At 62.1% G+C, this 20,235-nt stretch carries 18 protein-coding genes and 2 pseudogenes; 2 read left to right on the top strand and 18 right to left on the bottom strand.

Annotated features, from left to right (window positions below; translation table 11 throughout):
• Positions 1-6 precede the first annotated feature (6 nt).
• The 14 genes and pseudogenes from ACVMB0_RS36085 to ACVMB0_RS36020 form a co-directional block, all read right to left on the bottom strand.
• Positions 7-1,122: a CgeB family protein gene (locus ACVMB0_RS36085; protein ID WP_456797741.1), complete on the bottom strand. Its 1,116-nt coding sequence runs from the start codon at positions 1,120-1,122 to the stop codon at positions 7-9.
• Positions 1,119-2,207 carry a CgeB family protein gene (locus ACVMB0_RS36080; protein WP_461349241.1) on the bottom strand — a complete coding sequence of 363 codons (1,089 nt, stop codon included), beginning with the start codon at positions 2,205-2,207 and terminating at the stop codon, positions 1,119-1,121. The genes ACVMB0_RS36085 and ACVMB0_RS36080 overlap by 4 nt, the downstream gene beginning before the upstream one ends.
• Positions 2,204-3,335, bottom strand: a pseudogene (locus ACVMB0_RS36075) (CgeB family protein). The gene ACVMB0_RS36080 and the pseudogene ACVMB0_RS36075 overlap by 4 nt, the downstream one beginning before the upstream one ends.
• A complete protein-coding gene (locus tag ACVMB0_RS36070; RefSeq protein WP_456797744.1) occupies positions 3,332-4,444 on the bottom strand; it encodes a glycosyltransferase family 4 protein in 1,113 nt (370 codons plus the stop codon). The pseudogene ACVMB0_RS36075 and the gene ACVMB0_RS36070 overlap by 4 nt, the downstream one beginning before the upstream one ends.
• Entirely contained in the window at positions 4,441-5,727 is a 1,287-nt protein-coding gene (locus ACVMB0_RS36065; RefSeq protein WP_456753123.1) for a TIGR04295 family B12-binding domain-containing radical SAM protein, read from the bottom strand. Before ACVMB0_RS36065 ends, ACVMB0_RS36070 begins: the two co-directional genes overlap by 4 nt.
• Complete coding sequence (locus ACVMB0_RS36060; RefSeq protein ID WP_456753124.1) at positions 5,724-6,791, bottom strand: NAD-dependent epimerase/dehydratase family protein; 1,068 nt, start codon at positions 6,789-6,791, stop codon at positions 5,724-5,726. Before ACVMB0_RS36060 ends, ACVMB0_RS36065 begins: the two co-directional genes overlap by 4 nt.
• A complete protein-coding gene (locus ACVMB0_RS36055) occupies positions 6,788-7,900 on the bottom strand; it encodes an NAD-dependent epimerase/dehydratase family protein (RefSeq protein ID WP_456797745.1) in 1,113 nt (370 codons plus the stop codon). Before ACVMB0_RS36055 ends, ACVMB0_RS36060 begins: the two co-directional genes overlap by 4 nt.
• 211 nt (positions 7,901-8,111) lie before the next feature.
• A complete protein-coding gene (locus ACVMB0_RS36050) occupies positions 8,112-9,320 on the bottom strand; it encodes a phosphopentomutase (RefSeq protein WP_461349240.1) in 1,209 nt (402 codons plus the stop codon).
• Complete coding sequence (locus ACVMB0_RS36045; RefSeq protein ID WP_461349239.1) at positions 9,308-10,261, bottom strand: glycoside hydrolase 5 family protein; 954 nt, start codon at positions 10,259-10,261, stop codon at positions 9,308-9,310. The genes ACVMB0_RS36050 and ACVMB0_RS36045 overlap by 13 nt, the downstream gene beginning before the upstream one ends.
• A complete protein-coding gene (locus tag ACVMB0_RS36040) occupies positions 10,258-11,025 on the bottom strand; it encodes a TIGR04290 family methyltransferase (RefSeq protein ID WP_456797747.1) in 768 nt (255 codons plus the stop codon). Before ACVMB0_RS36040 ends, ACVMB0_RS36045 begins: the two co-directional genes overlap by 4 nt.
• A complete protein-coding gene (locus tag ACVMB0_RS36035) occupies positions 11,022-11,810 on the bottom strand; it encodes a sugar phosphate nucleotidyltransferase (RefSeq protein ID WP_456797748.1) in 789 nt (262 codons plus the stop codon). The genes ACVMB0_RS36040 and ACVMB0_RS36035 overlap by 4 nt, the downstream gene beginning before the upstream one ends.
• A 1-nt stretch (position 11,811) precedes the next feature.
• Positions 11,812-12,916, bottom strand: a pseudogene (locus tag ACVMB0_RS36030) (CgeB family protein).
• Positions 12,913-13,506 (bottom strand): histidine phosphatase family protein, encoded by a 594-nt coding sequence (locus ACVMB0_RS36025; protein ID WP_456753131.1) that lies wholly within the window; start codon positions 13,504-13,506, stop codon positions 12,913-12,915. The pseudogene ACVMB0_RS36030 and the gene ACVMB0_RS36025 overlap by 4 nt, the downstream one beginning before the upstream one ends.
• A gap of 3 nt (positions 13,507-13,509) precedes the next feature.
• Complete coding sequence (locus tag ACVMB0_RS36020; protein ID WP_456753132.1) at positions 13,510-14,604, bottom strand: inositol-3-phosphate synthase; 1,095 nt, start codon at positions 14,602-14,604, stop codon at positions 13,510-13,512.
• 336 nt (positions 14,605-14,940) lie between these two features.
• On the opposite strand from ACVMB0_RS36020, the gene ACVMB0_RS36015 reads away from it, so the two are divergent.
• A complete protein-coding gene (locus ACVMB0_RS36015; protein ID WP_461349238.1) occupies positions 14,941-15,249 on the top strand; it encodes a hypothetical protein in 309 nt (102 codons plus the stop codon).
• A complete protein-coding gene (locus tag ACVMB0_RS36010) occupies positions 15,246-16,277 on the top strand; it encodes a glycosyltransferase family protein (RefSeq protein ID WP_461349237.1) in 1,032 nt (343 codons plus the stop codon). Before ACVMB0_RS36015 ends, ACVMB0_RS36010 begins: the two co-directional genes overlap by 4 nt.
• Here ACVMB0_RS36010 and ACVMB0_RS36005 read toward each other — a convergent pair.
• From ACVMB0_RS36005 to ACVMB0_RS35990, 4 genes are all read right to left on the bottom strand, one after another.
• The gene (locus tag ACVMB0_RS36005) at positions 16,181-16,978 is read right to left on the bottom strand and encodes a Crp/Fnr family transcriptional regulator (protein WP_461349236.1); all 798 of its coding nucleotides are present in this window, start codon (positions 16,976-16,978) and stop codon (positions 16,181-16,183) included. The genes ACVMB0_RS36010 and ACVMB0_RS36005 overlap by 97 nt on opposite strands.
• Before the next feature lie 283 nt (positions 16,979-17,261).
• A complete protein-coding gene (locus ACVMB0_RS36000; protein WP_461349235.1) occupies positions 17,262-18,410 on the bottom strand; it encodes a DUF305 domain-containing protein in 1,149 nt (382 codons plus the stop codon).
• Between the two features lie 34 nt (positions 18,411-18,444).
• Positions 18,445-18,960, bottom strand: a complete 516-nt coding sequence (locus ACVMB0_RS35995; RefSeq protein ID WP_456753137.1) for a hypothetical protein — start codon at positions 18,958-18,960, stop codon at positions 18,445-18,447.
• A 43-nt stretch (positions 18,961-19,003) separates the two neighbouring features.
• Entirely contained in the window at positions 19,004-20,179 is a 1,176-nt protein-coding gene (locus tag ACVMB0_RS35990; protein ID WP_456753138.1) for a zinc-dependent alcohol dehydrogenase, read from the bottom strand.
• Positions 20,180-20,235 lie beyond the last annotated feature (56 nt).

Raw genomic sequence — 20,235 nt, 5'->3', positions numbered from 1 at the left:
TCCTCCTCAGATTTCGACGGCGTGCTTAGTACGGACGGCTGGTCGGTCGACCGGTCTCCGCCGACGAAGCGCCTCCTGAAAATAGGATTCGAGCTGGCGTGCTCGATGTGTCGGGGTGTGCTCGCTTAGGATGCGCCGGCGTGCTCTTGCGCCTAGAGATCGGCGAGCGTCGTCCGGCATCTCGCGCAGGATCTCAATAACGTCGCTGGTGTCGTCAACGAGCAATATTTCGGCCTCCGGTTCCAGGATCGTCTCGATACCTGTCCAGCGATCTGAGATGATCGGCGTTCCGCACGCCGCTGCCTCGAAAAGCCGCACGCTAGGCGAAAAGCCGATGGCTCGCATGTCCGCGCGTGTGATGTTCAGCGTGAAGCGTTGCTCGGAGTAAAATCCCGCATGGAGGGAGGGAGCGAGATGATCGATCCGCGCGACGTTTTCCGGCCAACTGATGTCAGGATACTGCGAGCCGGCGACGACAAACTGCAAGTCCGGCATTGCATGGGCTGGGGCAATCAATAGCCGTTCGATCGACGGTTGACGGTCGAGGCTGTAAGTGCCGAGATAACCCAGTTCCCACTTCGGCTGCCGCTGCTGGCTCTGATAGATGTCAATGTCGGCGCTGCAATGGAGGACGCGCGCGAGCGGGCTGCCATATTCAGTCTCGACATGGCTTGGCACGTGGCCGCCGGTGAACGACAGATAAAGATCAAATCGCGGGATCAGCGCCGCGGAAAGATATGGCAGGCCTCGATCGAGCCCCGCGAGGGTAACAGGCGTATCAATATCGTAGAAGGCCGTTATACCCCGGGCGTAGGTCGTCACCCAATCCGCGACCGCGATGCCATTGGGAACGTACGATCCGACGATCACGAGGTCGGCGCTCTTGATGAGCTTGCCGAATCTGAATGCAAGGTCCGGCAGTGACTGATAGAGCTCAACTGACCAAGCCGACGGGTTGGCAAGGTCGCGATGTTCGCGATACCACGGCATGTCCCGTTCCAGGAACGTCACGCGATGATCGCGCTGCGCCAAGGCTTCGATCAGGGCGCGGTAGGTGGTGGCGTGACCGTTGCCCCAAGACGATGTGACCGATAGTCCGATGACGACAATGCTGAGAGTCATTCCGCTGCCTCGATTCTCATCGTTCGTTCCGCAAAAAGAGTGTTGAACTGGCGCGCGCGCTGCCGATAAGTGTGATGCGAAAGGATCCGGGCTCTGGCGCGAGAGGCGATTGCGCGCGCCTTATCGTTTGTTAGTGAGTCCAGGTGCTCGGCGACGGCGGCGCCGCTCGATGCGATCAGCACCTCGCGTTCCGGCTCCAGGAAGGTGTCGATGCCCTTCCAGTCGTCGGTAATCAGGCATGCGCCAGCGCCGGCCGCCTCGAAAATGCGTGTCGGCGGCGAGAAGCCATACCGCGCCATGCTCTCGCGATTGACGTTCAGCGTCGCGAGGCCGGAGCAGAAGAACGCGTTATGATCGCCGGTGCCGACGTGACCGACGCTGCGCACATTGGCGGGCGTGTCCTTGTTGTCCCAGCCCGAGCCGCCCAGCACGAACTGCCTTGACGGCATGGCGCGCGCAACCTCGAGGAAGAAGCTGTCGATCCGTTGCTCCCGGTCGGGCAAGCGGTTCGCCAGCAGGCCGAGATCGCAGGCAAACCTCGGGCTCGCCGGCGCTGGAAAATGCGTCGACGTGTCCAGGGCATTGTAAATCGGAACGCAATCACGCGCACCGGCCGCGCGGTAGGCGGCTACAACAGCGTCACCGCCGCCATAGGTCAGGACCAGGTCGTAATGCGGGATCACCTTGCGCAGATGATGGTGCGATTGCTGCGACATCGCATCGAGCGTCGCCGGCGCGTCGACGTCCCAATAAACACGAATCGCGCGGGACGGGATCTCGACGGCCGCATTCTCGAGCTCCTCATCGAACACGCCGACTCCACTTGCCTTGATCAGAAGGTCGGCGGACTGCGCGGCAGTCTCCAGCGAACTTTGCCATCCTTCGCACGTCGGCGGATAAACCAGAACCTTGGCCCAAGGCGGGTCGGCGATGTCGCGATGCTGCTGGCGCTGGAAGGCGTCAGGTTCGAAGAACGTAATATCGTGACCGAGGGCTGCGAGTTCCTTGAGCAAGCCGCGGTAATAAGTGGCGGCGCCATTCCAGTAGGAAGAGACCAGGCTGGAGCCGAAGAAGCAGATTTTCATGTGAGCGCTCCTTCCCGCTGCGATTGGGCTACTTGCCGCCGAGGTCCGCGGATATGCTCGACAATGTCGAGCAGCTGAAGGACGCGATGGCGGCACGTATGCCGTTCTGCAATCACGTCAAGGCCTGAGTTCGCCATTGCCTGCGCGAGCGCCGGATCGTGCAGTAGCCCCTTTAGCGCTGCCTGCATTTGATCGCTTTTGGTCACGCTCAGGTAGCTGCCTTCCGGGAACAGGCCCTCGACGTCGCTCCAAGGCGCGGACACGATCGGAATGCCGCAGGCGAGCGCCTCGAACATCCGGATGGTCGGTATGCCAGGGAGTGCCTGCACGTAAGGGCCGCGCGGCACATGGACCGTTGCGCGTGCGGTGGCGAATGCCGCCGGCGCCCGATGCGCCGGCAACCAACCGCAATAGTCGATGCCGGCGGCCTCGATCACGCGCAGCGCGTCGCACGAGTATCGAACGCCGTGAATTTCGCCGCGCAATCCGAGCTGGGATACCGGGGCAATCAGGAATTCGATGAGCTCGGCGGCCCGCTCGCCGTCCTCCCCAGTTTCCGATCCAGATCACATCGTTCCGTCGTGCGATCTGCGGCATCGGCCGATAGAGCCTGGTGTCGGCGGCTTCGTGCCAGGTGAAAGCCCGGTCAGCCCACCCGAGCCCGAGATAGATCTCCCGTAGGACTTCGCCAAAGGCTAGCACGCCATCGAAGCCGGACAGGTCGAAGCGGGCGAGTTCCTGCGGCGCGGTGACCGCGCGATGATGTGTGTCGTGAAACAGCAGCGTGTAGTCGCCCGTCAGGACACGATGCCGACCTATCGCTTTGACCAGTTCGGGCGGATTCCACTCGTGAACAATCACCAGTCCCGCGCCATCGAGAGCGCCTTCGAGATCGAAGCCGGGATGATACTGCCTGATATCGACTCCGGGCAGCAGAGCGACCACTTCCTGGAAAGTCCGTTCGCCGCCGTCCTGAAGCGCGTTGAGCCGGCTCCAGCCGTCGATCGGCTCGTAGACGACGACGTCGTGCCCGCGCGCATCGAGCTCGCGGGCGATTCCGCGGAGAAAGTGCGCATTGCCGTTGTTCCAGCATGAGGTGAGTGCATGACAAAACAAGACGCATTTCATGCCATCATCTCCAAGGCAGGCGAGTGGGGCTGGGCAATTCGAGCCGTCGGCAGAGCGGCATAGAGATCGTGATAGGCACCGGCCATTTGCGCCAACGAGTAACGCCGCGACCGCTCGTATGCTGCGTGTTGAAGTCGTGCGCGCCAATCGTAGTCGGCGCACAGCCGGCGCACCGTGCAATTAAGCTCGCGTTGATCTGCTGGATCGACGAAGAGAGCGGCGTCATCCCAGAGTTCGCGAAACGTCGGAATGTCCGAGAGAACCAGCGCGCAACCGGCCGAGGCAGCTTCGAGCGCCGCGAGGCCGAACGGTTCATAAAGCGCGAAACTTACAAAGATCGCGGCCTGCTTCATGCGCGCCTGCAGCGCATCATAATCAAGCGACCCGAGCCAAATCGGGCCAGCCGGGACTTCGCTCGAGGTTGGACCGGCCATCAGCACCGGCCATTCCAATCCTCGTGCGAGCTCGACGACAGCCGAGAGGTTCTTGGCACGATCACAAAACCGTCCGGCGGCCAGCAGAAAGGCGCGCTTGGGTGTCGGCAGAGAGGTAGGCAGCGTGCCATTCCAGATCACGACGCCGGGGGAGCTTGGGCAGTAGAGCTCACGGATGACCTGCTGTAGTGCTCGGCTGGGGCTTACCCAGCTGTTAGCGGCATTAAGGCCCTGCCGGACTGCCCTGGTGTAATGCCGCCATGCCGGGTCATTGAGCCAGGCCGTATCGTTGCACGCGAGCGCCCACGAATTTGCGCAGGAATGCGCAACCACGATTGTCGGTGCCGTCCATTCGAACGAGGCCTCGCGGAAGCTGTTGACGTGAATGACGTCGGGCCGGATATGCGATTCCAGACCGGCGAGTACGCGTTTGGCATTGGGTACGTCGATTCCGCCCGGGTCCTGCCATTCCAGCGCGAGATCGGTCTCGATCAGGTGAACGCGAAAGTCGCGCAACATGCGGCGCTGCTCGGGGCTCGGATGCGGCCCCAGCGTGACGAGGTGGACATCCGCACCCATGCTGACCAATGCCGTGGCGAGCGTGCACGAAAAGCTCCAGACGCCGCCAACGGCATCGGTGGTCATCATAACCGTGAGGCGCGAAGTCCGGGTCATGGCGCAACCTGCAGCTCGAGCGCGGCGAGCGGGACCGGACGTTCATCCTGGACGTCGCTGAACCGATCGAATATCGCGAGGTAGTGCTGGTGCGCTCGCTCCCAGGCGAAGTCGTCCGGCTCGCCCCAGAGCTTTCGGTAATCCGGCGAACCCGGATAAGGATAGATCGGCACTGGATCGTTGGCCCAGATGCCCGCATCCTGCATCTGCCGTCGCCAACGCTGCACGACCGGATCATCGTCTTCGGGCATCTCGATCAGGTTGGCCTGGACGAAGGGAACGTGTCGGCGCGCCTCGACCAGCCGGTCCGCTAGCTCTTCCGTTGTCATCTTGCAGTTCTTGGCCAGCGCCTCGCGGCCCTCCGGCGTCAGGCTCTCCACGCCAGCCTCGATCGACACGCAGCCGGCGCGACCGAGCAGCGCCAGCATCTCGGGCTTCCAGAGGTCGATCCGGGTCTGGATGCCGAACTTGATGCCGCGGGAGGTCAGCCCGTGCAGAAGTTCGGCGTTCGGCAGGAAGATCTCGTCGATAAAGTAGAGGTACTCGATCTCGTGCCGCCGCAGGCCGTCGATCTCGTCGAGAACCGTCGCGGCAGGACGCCGGCGATAAGCATTGCGGAAATTCTCCTTGGCGCAGAACGTGCAGTTGTAGGGGCAACCTCGCGAGGCCTCGACCTCGGCGCCGGGGCCGACCGGTTCCGCCTCGAAGCGGTGATGATGGTGATGGTGACTCTGGATCATCTCGGCCGGCCATCGCAGTGCGGGTTGGTCCTTGAAGGCGACCGCCTGCGGTCCGCCGTTGACCCGAACGGTTCTGCCGTCGAGGAAGCAGAGCCCCGCGAAATCCCGTTCACCGTTGGCAAGGCGCACCAATGCCTGCTCGCACTCGCCCATCACGACAATATCGACGCCGAGTTTGCGCAGCGCCGTCCTTGGCGTCGTCGATCCGTGCGGGCCGACGGCGACCAGTGTTGGCGCCAGACCGACCAGCGAGAGCAGCAGTTCCTGCGGGATGCGCAGCTCGGGCGGCGCACAGCGCCAGAAAAGGTAGGTCGGAGCAGTGGTGACCGCGATCAGATCAGGCCTGAAGGCCCGGAGCTCGGCCTCGATGTCGCGATACGAAAGGTCGAACATTTGCGCATCGAGCAGCAGCGTCGGATGTCCGGCTTTGCGCAGGTAGTGGGCCGAGATGCCGAATTCGATAGGCAAGTGAGGCTGGCGACAGCCGAAATAGATGCTGCCGTCGAAATTCCAATTTGGATTGATCAGAGCGACACGGGTCATGCCGACGCCTCCTTGTGTGCGACGATTGGCCCGAACCGGCCGTCAAGCCAGGCGTGCAGCGACTGCAGGCCCTCGCGCAGCGGGACCTTTGGCGTCCAGCCCAACGCCTTGGAGAGCGCAGTGGTGTCAGTGACGTACCAGGGCTGGTCGCCGGGCCGCCAATCGGCGAACCCGTATTCCACCTCACGGCCGATCAGCCGCGCGATCTCATCGATCAGTTCCAGGAGGCTTACCGCGTTGGCAGCGCCACCGCCGAGATTGAACACGCAGCCGTGAGTGATAGCGATCCGATCGAGCGCCGACAGCCAGGCCTCGGCGGCATCGCTGACGTGCAGCGCGTCGCGCACCTGATATCCGTCACCGTAGATCGTTAGGGCCCGGTTCTCGATCGCGCTTCTGAGGAAATGAGCGATCCAGCCCTGATCTTCGGTACCGAACTGCCGCGGCCCGTAGATGCAGCTCATCCGCATCACGACAGTTTGCAACCCGAACACCCGGGCGTAGTCGTGGACATACTGATCGGCGGTTCCTTTCGAGCAGCCGTACGGACTATAGAAATCGAGCGGCGCGCCTTCAGAGATGCCCTGCGCGAGGCCGTCGGCGACCGGCACGTAGCGCCGGTCCACGCGCGCAACGCCGCGCTCATCGCCAAGCTGGCCGTAGACCTTGTTCGTCGAAGCGAACAGGACAGGCGCTGCCGGATTGTGCAAGCGGACGGCCTCGAGCACGTTGACGGTCCCGCGCGCGTTCGTCTCGAAATCGCCCGCTGGATCGGACAGACTGTCGGTAACGGCCACTTGGCCCGCGAGGTGCAGCACGGCGCGCGCGTCACGAACGGCGTCGATGACGGGAATGGGATCGCGGATGTCGGCGACGACAATCTCAACCTGCCCACCATGTCGCGACTTGAGCCAATGCGCGTTTTCGCGAACGCCGACGCGGGCGAGATTGTCAAATACGGCAACGGAATCGCCGCGGGCGGCCAGGCGATCAGCAAGGTTGCAGCCGATGAAGCCGCAGCCGCCGGTTACCAACACGGGCTTGTTCTGTTGTGCGCCCATCATGCCACGAGGCCCCGGCGTGATAATTCTTCGCGAGCTCGCTCGGCATGATCGTCGGCGATCTGGTCGGCAAGATAACTGGACAGTTCGTCAAGGCCATCCTCGAAGGTGACGCTTGGCGTGAAGCGCAGCTCCGCAGCTGCCTTGCCGATATCGGCGAAGCAATGACGGATGTCACCGACACGATGTTTTCCGGTAATCTCAGGCGCGATATCGGTGCGCCCCATGACCTCGGCGAGGCTCTTTGCGACGGACAGGATTGTTCGGCTCTGACCTGAACCGATGTTGAAGATAGACGAATCGTGGTTCGACTCGAGCGCAAGACTGCAAGCTCGCGCCACGTCGCTAACATGAACAAAGTCGCGGCGCTGCAGTCCGTCCTCGAACACCAGGGGCGACCTGTTGTTAAGCAGCCTCGCGGCGAAGATCGCCAGAACGCCCGTGTAGGGATTAGATAGAGCCTGGCGCGGACCGAATACGTTGAAGAAGCGGAGTGCGACGGTCGGGATGCCGTAGGCCTTTCCCGTGATCAGGCACATCCGTTCCTGTGCATACTTATTCAGGGCATAGATCGAGCTGAGGCATGGGGGCTTGGATTCGGGAGTAGGCACCGGCTCGAGGCTCCGGCCTGCGCCGTCTCGCAACTCCCATTCACCGTCGCGGAGCTGATTGATCGAGCGATCGCCGACGGCATGGGCGCCATGATCGACGACTCGATACAATCCCTCCCCGTAGACGCTCATCGAGGAAGCGACGACCAGACGCTCCACGGGGCACCGCGACAAAGCCTGGAGCAGCTGCGCCGTACCGAGCTCGTTGGTCCTGACATAGGACGCGATATCATACATGCTCTGACCGACGCCGACCGATGAAGCCAGATGCAGCACCTTGTCCACGCCTCGTAACGCGCGCTCAATGGCGCACCCATCCGTGATGTCGCCGACAATAAGGTCTGCGTCCTTGTTCAGGTAGGGCGGGCGTTCGCCATCCGCGCCATGGACCTGCGGCGACAGATTGTCCAGCAGCCGGACCTCGTGGCCTGCGGCAAGCAGCGCGTCGGCAGCATGCGAGCCGATAAACCCTGCGCCGCCAGTAATCAAAACACGAGTCATGCGCCGTTGCTCCCTATCCGGGATGAGGCCAGACCGCGTGTCTGGCCGGGAGATGAGAGTGGAAGCACGCTACGAAAATGGTCGGTTGACCGCGCGCCAATCACATTTGGAGGAAAGACGCCCGCGGAGGAATGTTTGTTCCTGCGAAATGTACAAACGATGCTTCGCCTAACCTGGATCAATAACCTTGGTGAAGCGCACGGCGCGCAAGCTAGAATGCCGTGCCGTGTGTGACGGCAGGCAGGCCAAGATGGCGCGCAACGGTTGCTGCGATGTCCGAGAAGCCGGTGCGCCTGCCGATAACCATCGTCCGATCGTTCGCTCGCGCCAGGATCGGCACCTGCTCACGGGTATGGTCCGTCCCGCTCCAGGTGGGATCACAGCCGTGATCGGCAGTTATGATCAGCAGATCGTCGGCTTTCAGGCGCGCCAGCAATTCGGGCAGGCGACGGTCGAACTGTTCGAGTGCGGCGGCATATCCGGCGACATCACGTCGATGGCCGTAGAGCGTGTCGAAATCGACGAAATTTGCAAATAGCAGCCCGCCGTCCGAGAGATCGTTGATCGTATCCAGCGTGCAGTCGAACAGCGCATCGTTGCCGTCGCCGCGCTCGTTGCGGCCGGTGCCGCGGTGCGCGAAAATGTCGTCGATCTTGCCGATCGAAACGATATCGCGGCCGTCATCGGTCGCAAGGTCGAGAACCGTCCGTTCGGGCGGCGGGACGGAAAAATCGCGACGATGTGCTGTTCGCTTGAAGTGCGCGGCCGCTGGACCGACGAAGGGGCGGGCAATGACGCGGCCGATATTGAATCGGTCGACCAGGCGGCGAGCGACCGCGCACACATGATAGAGGCGCTCCAGCCCGAACGTCTGCTCATGGGCGGCAATCTGGAATACGCTGTCGGCAGACGTGTAGCAGATCGGCTCGCCGCTGCGCATGTGGCGCTCGCCAAGTTCGCGGATAATCTCCGTGCCAGAGGCATGACAGTTCCCAATGATGCCGCTAACGCCGGCTTCTTCGCAAAGACGCTCGACGAGGTCTTGTGGGAAGCATGGCTTGATCTTTGGAAAGTAGCCCCAGTCGAACGGGACCGGCACGCCGGCGATCTCCCAATGCCCCGAGGGTGTATCCTTGCCCTTCGAAAGCTCGCTGGCGCAGCCGAACATGGCAAGGGGATGGACCGGTCCGCCGAGCGCCGGCGGAATACGGCCAGTGGCGAGCCGACAGGCCTGACCCAGTCCCAAGCCGACCAGATGCGGTATTGCAAGCGGACCTTTGCGAGCATCGTTGTCGGCCGTACCACGCGCGCAGGCTTCAGCGATGTGACCGACCGTATCGGCGCCGCCATCGCCATACAGCTCGGCATCGGGGCTCATCCCAATCCCGACCGAATCCATCACGAGGATTAGAGCACGCATATCGGCTTGCTTTCCGGATCTGCATTCACTGGGGGCGGTGCTACACCGGTCCTCGCGCAATAGCGTTCGACCATCTGCGCGCAGAAGTCGGCGAACTCGTTCGCATCAAGGGGCGGACTGGTGTGGTGCGATGCGATGCCGCGATGTTCCGGTGTGAAGCAGAATGTCAGGGTAACATCGAACTCGGCGAGCGCCTCCATCTGTCGGTCGAACCAGGCGAGCGCGCCGGGGCGAAAGCTATCGGCCCATGACAGCCCGGTTCGCAGATGCCTTACGCCGAGCCGGCGCATCCAGCTGGCCGCGTCCTCCAATCGGTGGTCCTCGAAGTGGAACCACTGACACAATCCCATAACCGGCGCGTATCGCTCATAGAGCTTGAGAGCCTGCTTGGGCGATCCATCCTCGCGCAGTAGGCCCATATGGAAATGCCTGTAGTAGGACGAGCCTTCCGCCTCCCTGTGCCGGGTTGTCGCTTCCCAGGTCGACGGCAGATCATACAGGCTGTACCAGTGAATGCGCGGCGTGCGGCCGATGAGCAGATCGGCGGTGCGCTCGAGGCCCCATGCCTGCACCTGCTCGGCGCCAAACGACGATACGCCCACTTCCGTTACCCAGACGGGAAGCGCGACGACTTCGGCCTGAATTTCGGAGAGCTTGCTCGGCCATTGGTCGATCTGCCAAAGATTCCAGTCCAACGGGAAGCCGTGCACCGCCACCGCATCGACCTGATCCAGCACGCCGCGCGCCTGCATGGAGCGCATGAAGCCGGGATCAATCGGCGATATGCCGCCGAGGACCCTCGGCAATGTGGGGTGCGCGCTCCGAATGGCCTTGCCCGCGGCGATGGCCAACTCGGCGAATCTTGTCCAATCCGGATCGAGCAATATGTCCCAATGCGATTTATTGTTTGGTTCGTTCCAAATCTTTGCCGCTTCGATCATCGCACGGCAGCCTCTTCTGAAAGGATACACCTCCCGGGCTCACGCTGTGCCAGCCGTTTGCAGAGGTAGACTTCATCCTCGGGATGGGCAGTGATCGAAAAGCCGGAACTGCGCAGCATGGCTTCCACGCAGGCGCGGTTCGGTATCCACCAGTTGGTAGGATCTTCGGCATATTTGTGCTCGATGAAGTGCAGCTTGGGATAGCCGGGCGAGTCGAACTGGTCGGTCGTCCAGAAGTCGTAGTCGCTGTCGATGTGATCGACGCCACTGTCGCCACGTTGCATGGACTGGAACAACAGCAGGTCAGCCGCGACGTGCTCGTGGATCATGTCAAGCGCGAGCAGTGGGTGCCTCAGGTGATACAAGACTCCCATGAAAATCACGAGATCGAATCTTTCGCGGAGCTGCCCGACGTCGTAGGCCGAGAGCCTGCGAAATTCGATATCGAGGCCAGTCACTTCAGCGGCAAAGCGTGCCTGCGCCAGGTATTCCTCGTCGGTATCGAGTCCGAGTACGCGCGCGGCGCCGCGGCGCTTCATTTCCAGCGCGTAGAACCCCGCATTGCAGCCGATGTCGAGGACGGTCTTGCCTTCGAGATTGTCGGGAATCACTTCGGCGAAGTGAAGCCACTTCACACGCGGATAGTCTCCAAGAAAATGCGACGGAGCGGTGCTGATCCCGTTGAGGTCGAGATTGTGGAACCACGGTCCAAGTGCATCGACACGCTGTCGAATTTCTTCCAGGGAGAGCGGAGCACGCGTCATGCAGTTCCTCGCTTGTTGGTCGCTAATGGGTGTGGAGGTGGCCGACCATGGTCCGCGACTTCGATGGCGCCATCGGAAAGCAGCGCCATCGCCGTGCGGTAGCCGTTGACGGTCCCTACGTCGACATAAGCATCGCCAGCCTTCACCCCGACGCCGCGGCCGCCGGCCGCGAGGTAGGCGTTCACCAATGTCCCGAAATATTCGTCGCGACGATCGCGCAGTCCCCAAAGCTGCCGCAAGTCCCGAAACTTTGCCGCCGACATCCGAAAGGCGCCCCAGATCCAGTTGGTCGCCGCATCCGGCCGCTTGACCTGGATTTCCTGGACCTGCTCGCCTTCGAGCACCACCGCATCGAAAAATTCCGGATGTTCGACAGGAAACAGAAGGAACGAGAGATCGACCTCAGGCAGCGCACGCAGCGCAGTCTTGGGAAACCAGATCGTGTCGGGTAAGCCGACCACGACGTCCTCGCGATCCCCGACCACAGTGCTCGCCCGGAAGACAGCGTCACACAAGCCCGATGCGTCGGGCTGGACGACATAGGCTAGCTGCGCAGTATGGTAGTGGTCGCCGAAATACTCGAGTATGTCGGATTTTCCGGGCGCAATGACGAAGCAGATCTTGTCGGCGCCTCCGAGGATCAGCCGTTCGACCAGATATTCCGCCACAGCGCAGGGACGATCCGCTCCGTTGTCATGCCGGCTTCCGACCGGCAGCAACTCCTTTGAAAACGCCAGCGGCTGGATACGGCTGCCGCGGCCGGCGGCCGGCACGATGCCCCACATGTCAGGCCTCCATAGGCTCGGGTTGATCAATCTCGCGTTGCGTCGCTTGCTCCAGCAAAGCGACCAACTCGCTTGCGCGCCGCTCCGACGAGTGTTGAGCCAAGACGCGTTCTCGGGCACGGCGAGCCATCCGCTGCAACTCGGAATCGTCCATGTCGAGCGCTGCGAGCACGTCGTGAGCGTCATGCCCGAGCAATATCTCGTCGCCCGGCGTCAAGAATTCGTCGATCCCCATCCAGGCGTCGCTGATGAGCGGTGCGCCGCAGGCGGCAGCTTCAAACAGCCGCCCCGACGGACACCAGCCCATCTCCGCCATCGCCCTGCGCGTGACGTTAAGCGTGAGGCGCGAGGATGCAAAGAACGGCGCGTGCTCCGAAGGAGGCAGATGACGAACGAAGAAGACATTCGGCGACCATGGGAAGTTTTCGGGATACTGTGCGCCGCCCGATCAGGAACCGCAGATCCTGTCTCTTGCGCGCGGGAGTGACGAACAAATCCTCCAACACCCTCTGACGGTCTTCGGAATATGTTCCAAGATATGACAGGGCGGCGCGATAGTGCGGCTGGGGAGCCGCAGGGTGATGCACCTCGCCGTCAACGTGACCATAGAGCGGGCAAACCTTTTCGGCGCCCAACCGTCGCTGAAATTCCTCTCGTATCCGTGGACCGCCGGTGAAGCTCAGCACGAGCTTGAAACCTCGGAGGCCTGACGCTCCGATATAGGAAACGGGTTGTCCGGCGTTCAGCCGAGCTATGGTGATGGGCGTGTCCAGATCATAGAAGACGGGAAGCGCGCTCCCGTGCTGAAGGATCAAGTCGGTCGCCGCGATGGCATCCGGACAATAGGAGGTGACCACCGCGGCATCCGCATCCGACACGTCGCCGCGCGCGTGATCCTCGATCTCGGACCAGGACGAAAACAGCTCCAGGCGACCGCCGAGCAGTTCGAACATATCCCGGTTTGCCGCGTAGTAGGGCACGTCCCGCTCATAGAACACAACACTGTGACCGTGACGGGCGAGATACTTGCACAGGCCGCGCCAGAGGGTCGCATGGCCGTTGCCCCATGACGACGAGATCGTCAGGCCGAAGATCACGATCTTCACGCTGCCACCCCATCGTTGCTGTGGCCGACCTGAACGCGGTCCTCCTCGAGCGACAGTGTGCTGATGCTGGCCGGTTCGACTTTGATTGAGAGAAATTCGTCCAGCGAGAGGCCCTTGTAGTGAAGTAGTGCCGCCCGGATCGGCTCCGCGTGACTGACCAGGGCGATGGTCCCGGCAGGATCGTTCCGCAATCGGTCAAGATATGCGACGACCCGGGTTTGCAGCGCGCCCATGCTCTCGCCGCCTGGCGGGCGGTTTCTGCTGCGCTGGGTGTTCCACCGCAACCAGGCCGGATCGCTTTGCAGATCCGCGAATTGCTGCCCGGTCCATTCGCCGTAGTCGAGTTCGTCGACTTCAGAGGCAACCTCGACCCGCAAGCCCAGTGCGCCGCCCAAAACATTGGCCGATTGCCGGGCGCGGAGTTGAGGGCTCGAGCGGACGATGTCCGGTCGCGGGTGCATCAATTCGGCGCAATGTGCCATTTGGCGGCGCCCCAACAGGTCAAGCGATACTCCCGGCTGCCTGCCGCAGAGGTACCGCCCAAGCAGCGGGTGGTGGCCATGCCGGATAAGGTGAATGGTCTTCGCCATCAGTCACTGCCCCTCCTCGATAAAGGCACGCGTGCGCCGACGGGCCTCATCGTCGGTGAACTGCTGTGGAGGTGATTTCATGAAGTAGCTTGAAGGACCGGTCAGAGCCCCGGCGATCCCGCGGTCCATCGCGAGCTTGGCGCAGCGGACCGCGTCGATCACGACGCCTGCGGAATTTGGCGAGTCCCAGACCTCAAGTTTGACTTCGGCCGAAAGCGGAACGCCGCCGAACGTCGTTCCCTCGAGACGGATGAAGGCGAGCTTGCGGTCGGTCAGCCACGGGACATGATCGCTCGGGCCGACATGAACATTGTCGGCATCCATCGGCACGTCGAATTGACTGGTGACGGCCTGGGTCTTCGAGATCTTCTTCGATATGAGCCGATCGCGTTCCAGCATATTCTTGAAGTCGGTATTGCCGCCGACATTCAGCTGGTACGTCCGGTCGAGCCGGACGCCTCGTTCGCGAAACAGATTGGCAAGGACGCGGTGCACGATCGTGGCGCCGACCTGGCTCTTGATGTCGTCGCCGATCAGCGGAAGGCCGGCTTCCTCGAAACGACGGCGCCAGGACGGGTTGGAGGCAATGAATACAGGAATGCAATTGACGAATCCGCAGCCCGCTCCGATTGCCTGTTCGGCATACCATTCACCGGCGCGCTGCGAGCCGACCGGCAAATACGACACCAGCACATCCGTCCGCGATTTCATCAGGGTATCAACGACATCGACCGGCGGCGTGTGGTCCACTGGAATGTCGCCTTCGAGGTAGCGGCCAACCCCGTCGAGCAGCGGGCCCTTCTGGACGACGACGCCAGTCCGCTCGACATCGCAGAAGCGGTGCGTGTTGTTCGGGGCCGCTCCGATCGCGTCGGCCACATCGCGACCAATCTTGTTGCTGTTGACGTCAAACGCGGAGCTGATCTCGATGTCGCTGATGTGATACCCACCGACATTCGCATTCATCAGGCCGGGCACTGGCTCATTCGACTCGGCGCCTCTGTAATAGGCGAGGCCCTGCACGAGTGAGCTCGCGCAATTGCCAACTCCAACGATGCCGACGCGAACGCGCCGCCGGTCCTGAAGGCGTGAATGCATCTGCGGTGATCCTCCGGGAAGTCTGTACGAACGTAAGTACGTCGGCGAACGTGCCGCAGGTATGTTCGTTCCTGAGTAGATCCCGTTGGTAGCGACAACATCGCGGCTCAGGCCGAATAAATCGAAATAGTTTAACTCAGGCTAGTGTCCGAAGCCCGTGAGATGGAACGATCTTCGTTCTGGATGAAGATGAAGAAGATGATGCTCCAGATGCGGGCAAGCACCTGCGCGTCCGCGGCAACTCGCTAAGAACAAAACGCACGAAGCGGCGTTGCGCCGAAGAGCCCGAGTTGAGTTATGTACTCCATCAAATCAGTAAGCACGCGAGATACGACCATGACGAAAAGCCATCCCAAGGCGGGAGAGCCTGAAGCCCACACCACCACAGACCACAACGCAATCCGGCACTGGGTGGAATCGCGGAACGGCCGTCCGGCAACGGTGGAGGCGACCGAACGAGATGGTCATGCAGGAATCCTACGGATCGACTTCGATCCGCCGGACGAGGGGCTCGACCGGATCGGCTGGGACGAATTCTTCCGCAAGTTCGACGAGGCTGACCTTGCGTTCCTCTATCAGGATCGCACCAAGGACGGAAAGACAAGCCGCTTTCACAAATTCGTTCGGCGCACCGGCGCCAAATGAGCGATGGCGTTACGCCATCCGATCGGTCACCCGGCGAGAAGCCGGGACAGGACTGGATCGATGCGATGCGCGCGGGCGATTTCGAGCGAGCGTGGACGATCAATGATCGTTACCTGCTGCAATTGTGGCGGTCTGACGTAGACAAGTACAGCGGACCGCGGCATTTGCAGCGAATCTGGCGGGGCGAGAAGTTGCGCGGCCAGAACGTTCTGGTTCGTTGCTATCACGGACTTGGCGACACAATTCAGTTCGTTCGCTTCATGCCGGCATTGCGCGCGGTTGCGCGCGAGGTGACGCTGTTATGCCAGCCGGCATTGCTTCCGATTATCGCCCACGCCGATGGCGTCGATCGTGCTATCCCACTTCACGATGGTGGGCCGGACGCTGAATTCGATACCGATATCGAGATCATGGAGGTACCGCACGCGATCAGGGCCACCTGCAGCCAAATTGCCTTGCAGGGACCCTATCTGAGCCTGTCGCCGGGCCCTTCGGGATTTCGACGAAGCGGAAGCGGTCGATTGGCGGTGGGCTTGGTCTGGGAAGTGGGCGCCTGGGACAAGCGGAGAGAAATTCCAGTGTCCGAGCTGCGCCGTCTCGGCTCGTCCAATCTTGACCTGTACTCTTTGCAGCTGGGACCCGGCGCTGCGATGTCACGAGATATCGGCGCGCAGGACATCAGCACGGCGGATATTTGCTTGCTCGGCCGGCGGATAGCCCAGCTCGATCTGGTCGTTTGCGTCGACACGATGATCGCGCATCTTGCCGGCGCGCTCGGGCTCGAGGTGTGGGTGCTTCTGCATGCCGACTGCGACTGGCGCTGGCCTGCATCGGGTCAACGCTCCATCTGGTACCCGATGGCCAGGCTGTTTCGGCAGAGAAGGCCGGGCGACTGGGCGCCCGTTATCGAAGAAGTCCGGACTGCTCTAGGTCAGCGCAGCGAGGCGGCGACAGCGACTGCATCGGCTGATCTTGCCGCCGGCGGCTCCGCCGGCTCGATCTCGTTGAACGCGGGCAACCGCAGATAGGCCGGATTAAATCCGGCCAGACGAACCAGGCCGTACCAGTTCGTGATCGTAATGGTCTTCGAATGCCATTGCAGCAGGTTGCTGCGGCGCAGCTCCTGAATGGTCCGGTTGGCGTGAACGGCCGATATGCCGCAGGCCGCCGCAAGTTCGGATTGCGTGAAGGGGGAAGGAATTCGCGAGTCTCTGGCCAGACCCACGGCGCGCAGCCGCGTGGCTATTTCGCAAATGAGATGTGCGACGCGTTCGAGCGCATCGCGGCTGCTCACGTTCAGGATCCAGTTCCGCGAATTCGCGGCATCGATCAGAATGAGCCGAAATAGCGAATGCGAGAGTGACGGCGAAAGTTCGGCCAGCTCCACGAAGAAGCGTTGAGGCACCGACGCGACGACGGCGGCACCAACCGTCACAAGGTCGTAATCAATGCGGGGGTCGTGGATCGTGTAGAGATCCGGAACGTCGCCGGGGACATGGATCGAGATGATCCTGCCGTCGCGCCCCTCGGGAACCTGCCAGCAGAGATATCCCTGCAGCAACAGGTGACAATGCGCTGGCAGCTCTCCTCTGCGCAGGAGTTGATGGCGAGAGCTGTAGTGGCCGATACTGCTCGGCATCCCAGCCAAGAAGTCGAGAGTATCGGACGATAGTTCGCCCAGACCCGCCAAACGATCGGCAAATCTTGAAAATGAGAATCCTGCTTGCATGGCGTCGCCCAGACTTGGCCTAGAAGTAAAGCTTAGCGAGTGCAGGGGGCCCGTCATTAACTTGGGACAATTGGTACAGCGCGATACAGCCAGAAAGCGGCGGGGAAGCGGCGCGTTGTAATCGAGGCAACCGTGGCGCCGAGTCTGCGGATTGAGCGAGCCGGAGCTTCGATGCGACGAAAACCTCAAGCAAAGTTGATTGCCGGCAGCTGGGCGCCGTCTCCGTGAACTTGTATGCCGCGCACCTCATGGCAGCCGGTTCAGCACCGGTTGCCGGAGGAGCTTAGTTGACATTGTCGTTGAACATGTTGCGGAAGGCGATTGCGACCGCCGGCGGCCCGGTTGCACCCTGCATCATGGCGATTTCACCCTGCTGCTCGTGACGGATGGCGTGCGCCATGATGCGGAGCCGCAGGTCGCCGCGGCTGTGCCATTCGTGGTCCGCCATCTTGGCCGCGCCCTTGTGATGCAGCGTCATCATCTGCACGAACACTTCGTCGAACGCCTCGGGTGAGGCGTCGCGAACCTCTTGCAGTTGCTGGGCGGTCAGAAAGCCTGGCATTCGGGCGCGCTCGTCGCCCGTGCAGTCCGGCATTGAAGCCTCGAACCAGCTTTGCCACCAGCGTTCGAATATGCGGCTTTCGCCGGCCTGGCTCGCGACCATAAGTCTAGCGAGTGCCCGAAGATGGGGATCGCGGGCACGTTCGGCACCGAGCCGTGCAAGCTCGATACCCTGGGCATGATGGGTCGCCATATGGCGGATGTAGAGTTGATCCGCATCCAGATCGCCGCCGGCCCATGGAAGCTCGCGACCGGTCACACTGCCGAGCGCCGCGGAGGAAAGAATGATGACGAGGATGAGGGCAGCGGTAGCCCAGCTGCGGGCGAATTGCGCATCGCGAGCCGGCACATATCCGGCGGGCCAGCGCAGCCAGACGAACAGCGGATACATCACGGCTGAGGAGGCGTGAACTAGCAGCCCGATCCAGTAGGGTTGCTGAAGCGTGAAGAGCGGCTGGAAGAATGGGAACAGCGGGACCAGAACGAACCATTCCGCTGCGGACGATAGGATCGCCCAAGGCAGTGCCGCAAGCAGGATCTGCGTCGGTGTCAGGTGTGTCAGGTGTGTGGTCCAACGGCCGAGCAGGCCAAAGAATACGACGGCCCAGGACAAGTCGGCCCATTGGTGAAAAGCAATGCCAACGAGGATCGCGCTCCATGACGGCTCCGGGCCGAGCACCCCGTCCCGTGCCGGGATCGCGGCAACCGTCATCCAGTCGACAGCGGCGTCGCGGCCAATCCTCGCGGCGGCCAACTGGCTGACGATAGTGGAGAAACTGCTGCTGATCAGGCCGAGCTCCACCGCGGCGAGCCAACGCGATTTATGGGCTGCGGCTGCCGTGTTTCGATTTGCCTCGGCCAATGCGGCCATCGGTCCGCTCTGTCTTGGCGTACGCCATGCGCACTTAGGATGATGCGGCCTTGGTACGCGATAGCATCTTCCGAGCCGAGTCCCTGGCACTCGCCAACCCCTTCGGGAAGCCGCTGCGATCCGGATACAGCCGGCGGCGCCCGCTTTGCGGCCGCCGCGTCGTTTCCCGTGCGCCGCGGTAGTCCAGCAAGGCGATGCCGCCAATCATCAGCAAGGCGAGCGCGACGTTGTGCTTCTTGGGATTGTCTCGTGTCATCGCCGACATCAATGCCGCGGCGTCGAGCCCATCTCCGGCGACCCGGCTCCACAGGCCGGCATTGCGGTCGATGGACAGCGACATGATGCCGCTGAAGATTTCCCGCAGACCGAACGCGCGCACCAAGGTTTCGTCCCCCTGCATGCCGAGGGGCCGGGTGATGCGGCGAGGCGCGAGCAGCTCGAGAGTACCGAGCCCGATGCTGAACCAGCCGAGTGAGCGCGCAAGACGGTCCGCCGGAGGAGCATGACGCGGTCCACTGCGCACGATCTTCGGATCGCCCTTCGAGCGCATGATGTTGGCAACATAGTACATGGTGTCAGCTCTCGCTTTGGGTTCAGGGCTTCAGCACGACCTTGACGCAGCTGTCCTGCTTGTCACGGAAGAGCCTGTACATCTCGGGTCCGTGCTCGAGGTCGACGATGTGGGTAATGACGAAGGACGGGTCGATCTCGCCGTCGGCGATGCGGCGCAGCAGATCGTCGGTCCAGCGGCTGACATGGGTCTGACCGGTGCGGACCGTGAGCCCCTTGTTCATCAGGGCTCCCATCGGGATCTTGTCCGAGAAGCCGCTATAGACACCGGGAATCGAGATCACGCCGCCCGGCCGGCAGAGATAGATCATCTCGCGCAAAACATGGGGACGATCGCTCTCCAGCATCAGCATCTGCTTGGCGCGATCGAGGATTGTGTCCGGCTGCGACGGCATCACGTGGGATTCCATGCCAGTTGCATCGATGCACTTGTCCGGACCGCGGCCGTCGGTCAGCTCCTGCAATCGATCCATCACGCTTTCGGCCTTGAAGTCGACAATGGTCGCGCCGCCGGCCTCGGCCATGCTGAGCCGCTCCGGCACGCAATCGATCGCGATCACCTGGTTGGCGCCGAGCAGGATCGCGCTGCGGATCGCCATTTGGCCAACGGGACCGCAGCCCCAAATCGCAACCGTATCGGTCGGCTCGATGTCGCATTGCGCTGCGGCCTGCCAGCCGGTCGGGAAGATATCGCTGAGGAACAGTACCTGTTCGTCTGAGAGGCTCTCGGGAATCTTGATGTGCGTGGTGTCGGCAAAGGGAATGCGGAGGTATTCCGCTTGGCCGCCCGGATAGCCGCCGGTCAGGTGCGTGTAGCCGAACAGTCCCGCCGTGGTGTGGCCAAACACCTTTTCCGCCAAATGCCGCTTGCGGTTGGTGGTCTCGCATACGGAGAAATTGCCGCGTTTGCATTGCTCGCATTGGCCGCAGATGATGGTGAAGGGCACCACGACGCGATCGCCTTTTTTCAGCTTGCCGTCCACCGCGTCACCGGTCTCGACGACCTCACCCATCGTCTCGTGGCCCATGATGTCGCCGGGCAGCATGCCGGGGATGAAGTTGTGGAACAGGTGCAGGTCGGAGCCGCAGATCGCGCAGCTCGTGACCCTGATGATGGCGTCGCGCGGATCCTCGATCCGCGGATCGGTGACTTCGTCGCAGCGAATATCTTCCTTGCCGTGCCAAACCAGCGCCTTCATCTCTGCCTCCGGCCTGAATGATGAATTTCAAGTCGAACCGACAAAGTTGGTTGCTA

Source organism: Bradyrhizobium sp. USDA 4451 (genome assembly GCF_054822585.1).
This window is presented reverse-complemented; position numbering and strand designations above follow the sequence as displayed.

Bases quoted from the DNA above. Each gene is read 5' to 3' on its own strand.
- ACVMB0_RS35995 (WP_456753137.1), bottom strand. From the start codon at position 18,960: ATGCGCTCGAAGGGCGATCCGAAGATCGTGCGCAGTGGACCGCGTCAT.
- ACVMB0_RS36010 (WP_461349237.1), top strand. From the start codon at position 15,246: ATGAGCGATGGCGTTACGCCATCCGATCGGTCACCCGGCGAGAAGCCG.
- ACVMB0_RS36035 (WP_456797748.1), bottom strand. From the start codon at position 11,810: ATGTGGGGCATCGTGCCGGCCGCCGGCCGCGGCAGCCGTATCCAGCCG.
- ACVMB0_RS36085 (WP_456797741.1), bottom strand. From the start codon at position 1,122: ATGACTCTCAGCATTGTCGTCATCGGACTATCGGTCACATCGTCTTGG.
- ACVMB0_RS36080 (WP_461349241.1), bottom strand. From the start codon at position 2,207: ATGAAAATCTGCTTCTTCGGCTCCAGCCTGGTCTCTTCCTACTGGAAT.
- ACVMB0_RS36070 (WP_456797744.1), bottom strand. From the start codon at position 4,444: ATGACCCGGACTTCGCGCCTCACGGTTATGATGACCACCGATGCCGTT.
- ACVMB0_RS36000 (WP_461349235.1), bottom strand. From the start codon at position 18,410: ATGGCCGCATTGGCCGAGGCAAATCGAAACACGGCAGCCGCAGCCCAT.
- ACVMB0_RS35990 (WP_456753138.1), bottom strand. From the start codon at position 20,179: ATGAAGGCGCTGGTTTGGCACGGCAAGGAAGATATTCGCTGCGACGAA.
- ACVMB0_RS36025 (WP_456753131.1), bottom strand. From the start codon at position 13,506: ATGGCGAAGACCATTCACCTTATCCGGCATGGCCACCACCCGCTGCTT.
- ACVMB0_RS36015 (WP_461349238.1), top strand. From the start codon at position 14,941: ATGACGAAAAGCCATCCCAAGGCGGGAGAGCCTGAAGCCCACACCACC.
- ACVMB0_RS36065 (WP_456753123.1), bottom strand. From the start codon at position 5,727: ATGACCCGTGTCGCTCTGATCAATCCAAATTGGAATTTCGACGGCAGC.
- ACVMB0_RS36060 (WP_456753124.1), bottom strand. From the start codon at position 6,791: ATGATGGGCGCACAACAGAACAAGCCCGTGTTGGTAACCGGCGGCTGC.
- ACVMB0_RS36040 (WP_456797747.1), bottom strand. From the start codon at position 11,025: ATGACGCGTGCTCCGCTCTCCCTGGAAGAAATTCGACAGCGTGTCGAT.
- ACVMB0_RS36020 (WP_456753132.1), bottom strand. From the start codon at position 14,604: ATGCATTCACGCCTTCAGGACCGGCGGCGCGTTCGCGTCGGCATCGTT.
- ACVMB0_RS36055 (WP_456797745.1), bottom strand. From the start codon at position 7,900: ATGACTCGTGTTTTGATTACTGGCGGCGCAGGGTTTATCGGCTCGCAT.
- ACVMB0_RS36050 (WP_461349240.1), bottom strand. From the start codon at position 9,320: ATGCGTGCTCTAATCCTCGTGATGGATTCGGTCGGGATTGGGATGAGC.
- ACVMB0_RS36005 (WP_461349236.1), bottom strand. From the start codon at position 16,978: ATGCAAGCAGGATTCTCATTTTCAAGATTTGCCGATCGTTTGGCGGGT.
- ACVMB0_RS36045 (WP_461349239.1), bottom strand. From the start codon at position 10,261: ATGATCGAAGCGGCAAAGATTTGGAACGAACCAAACAATAAATCGCAT.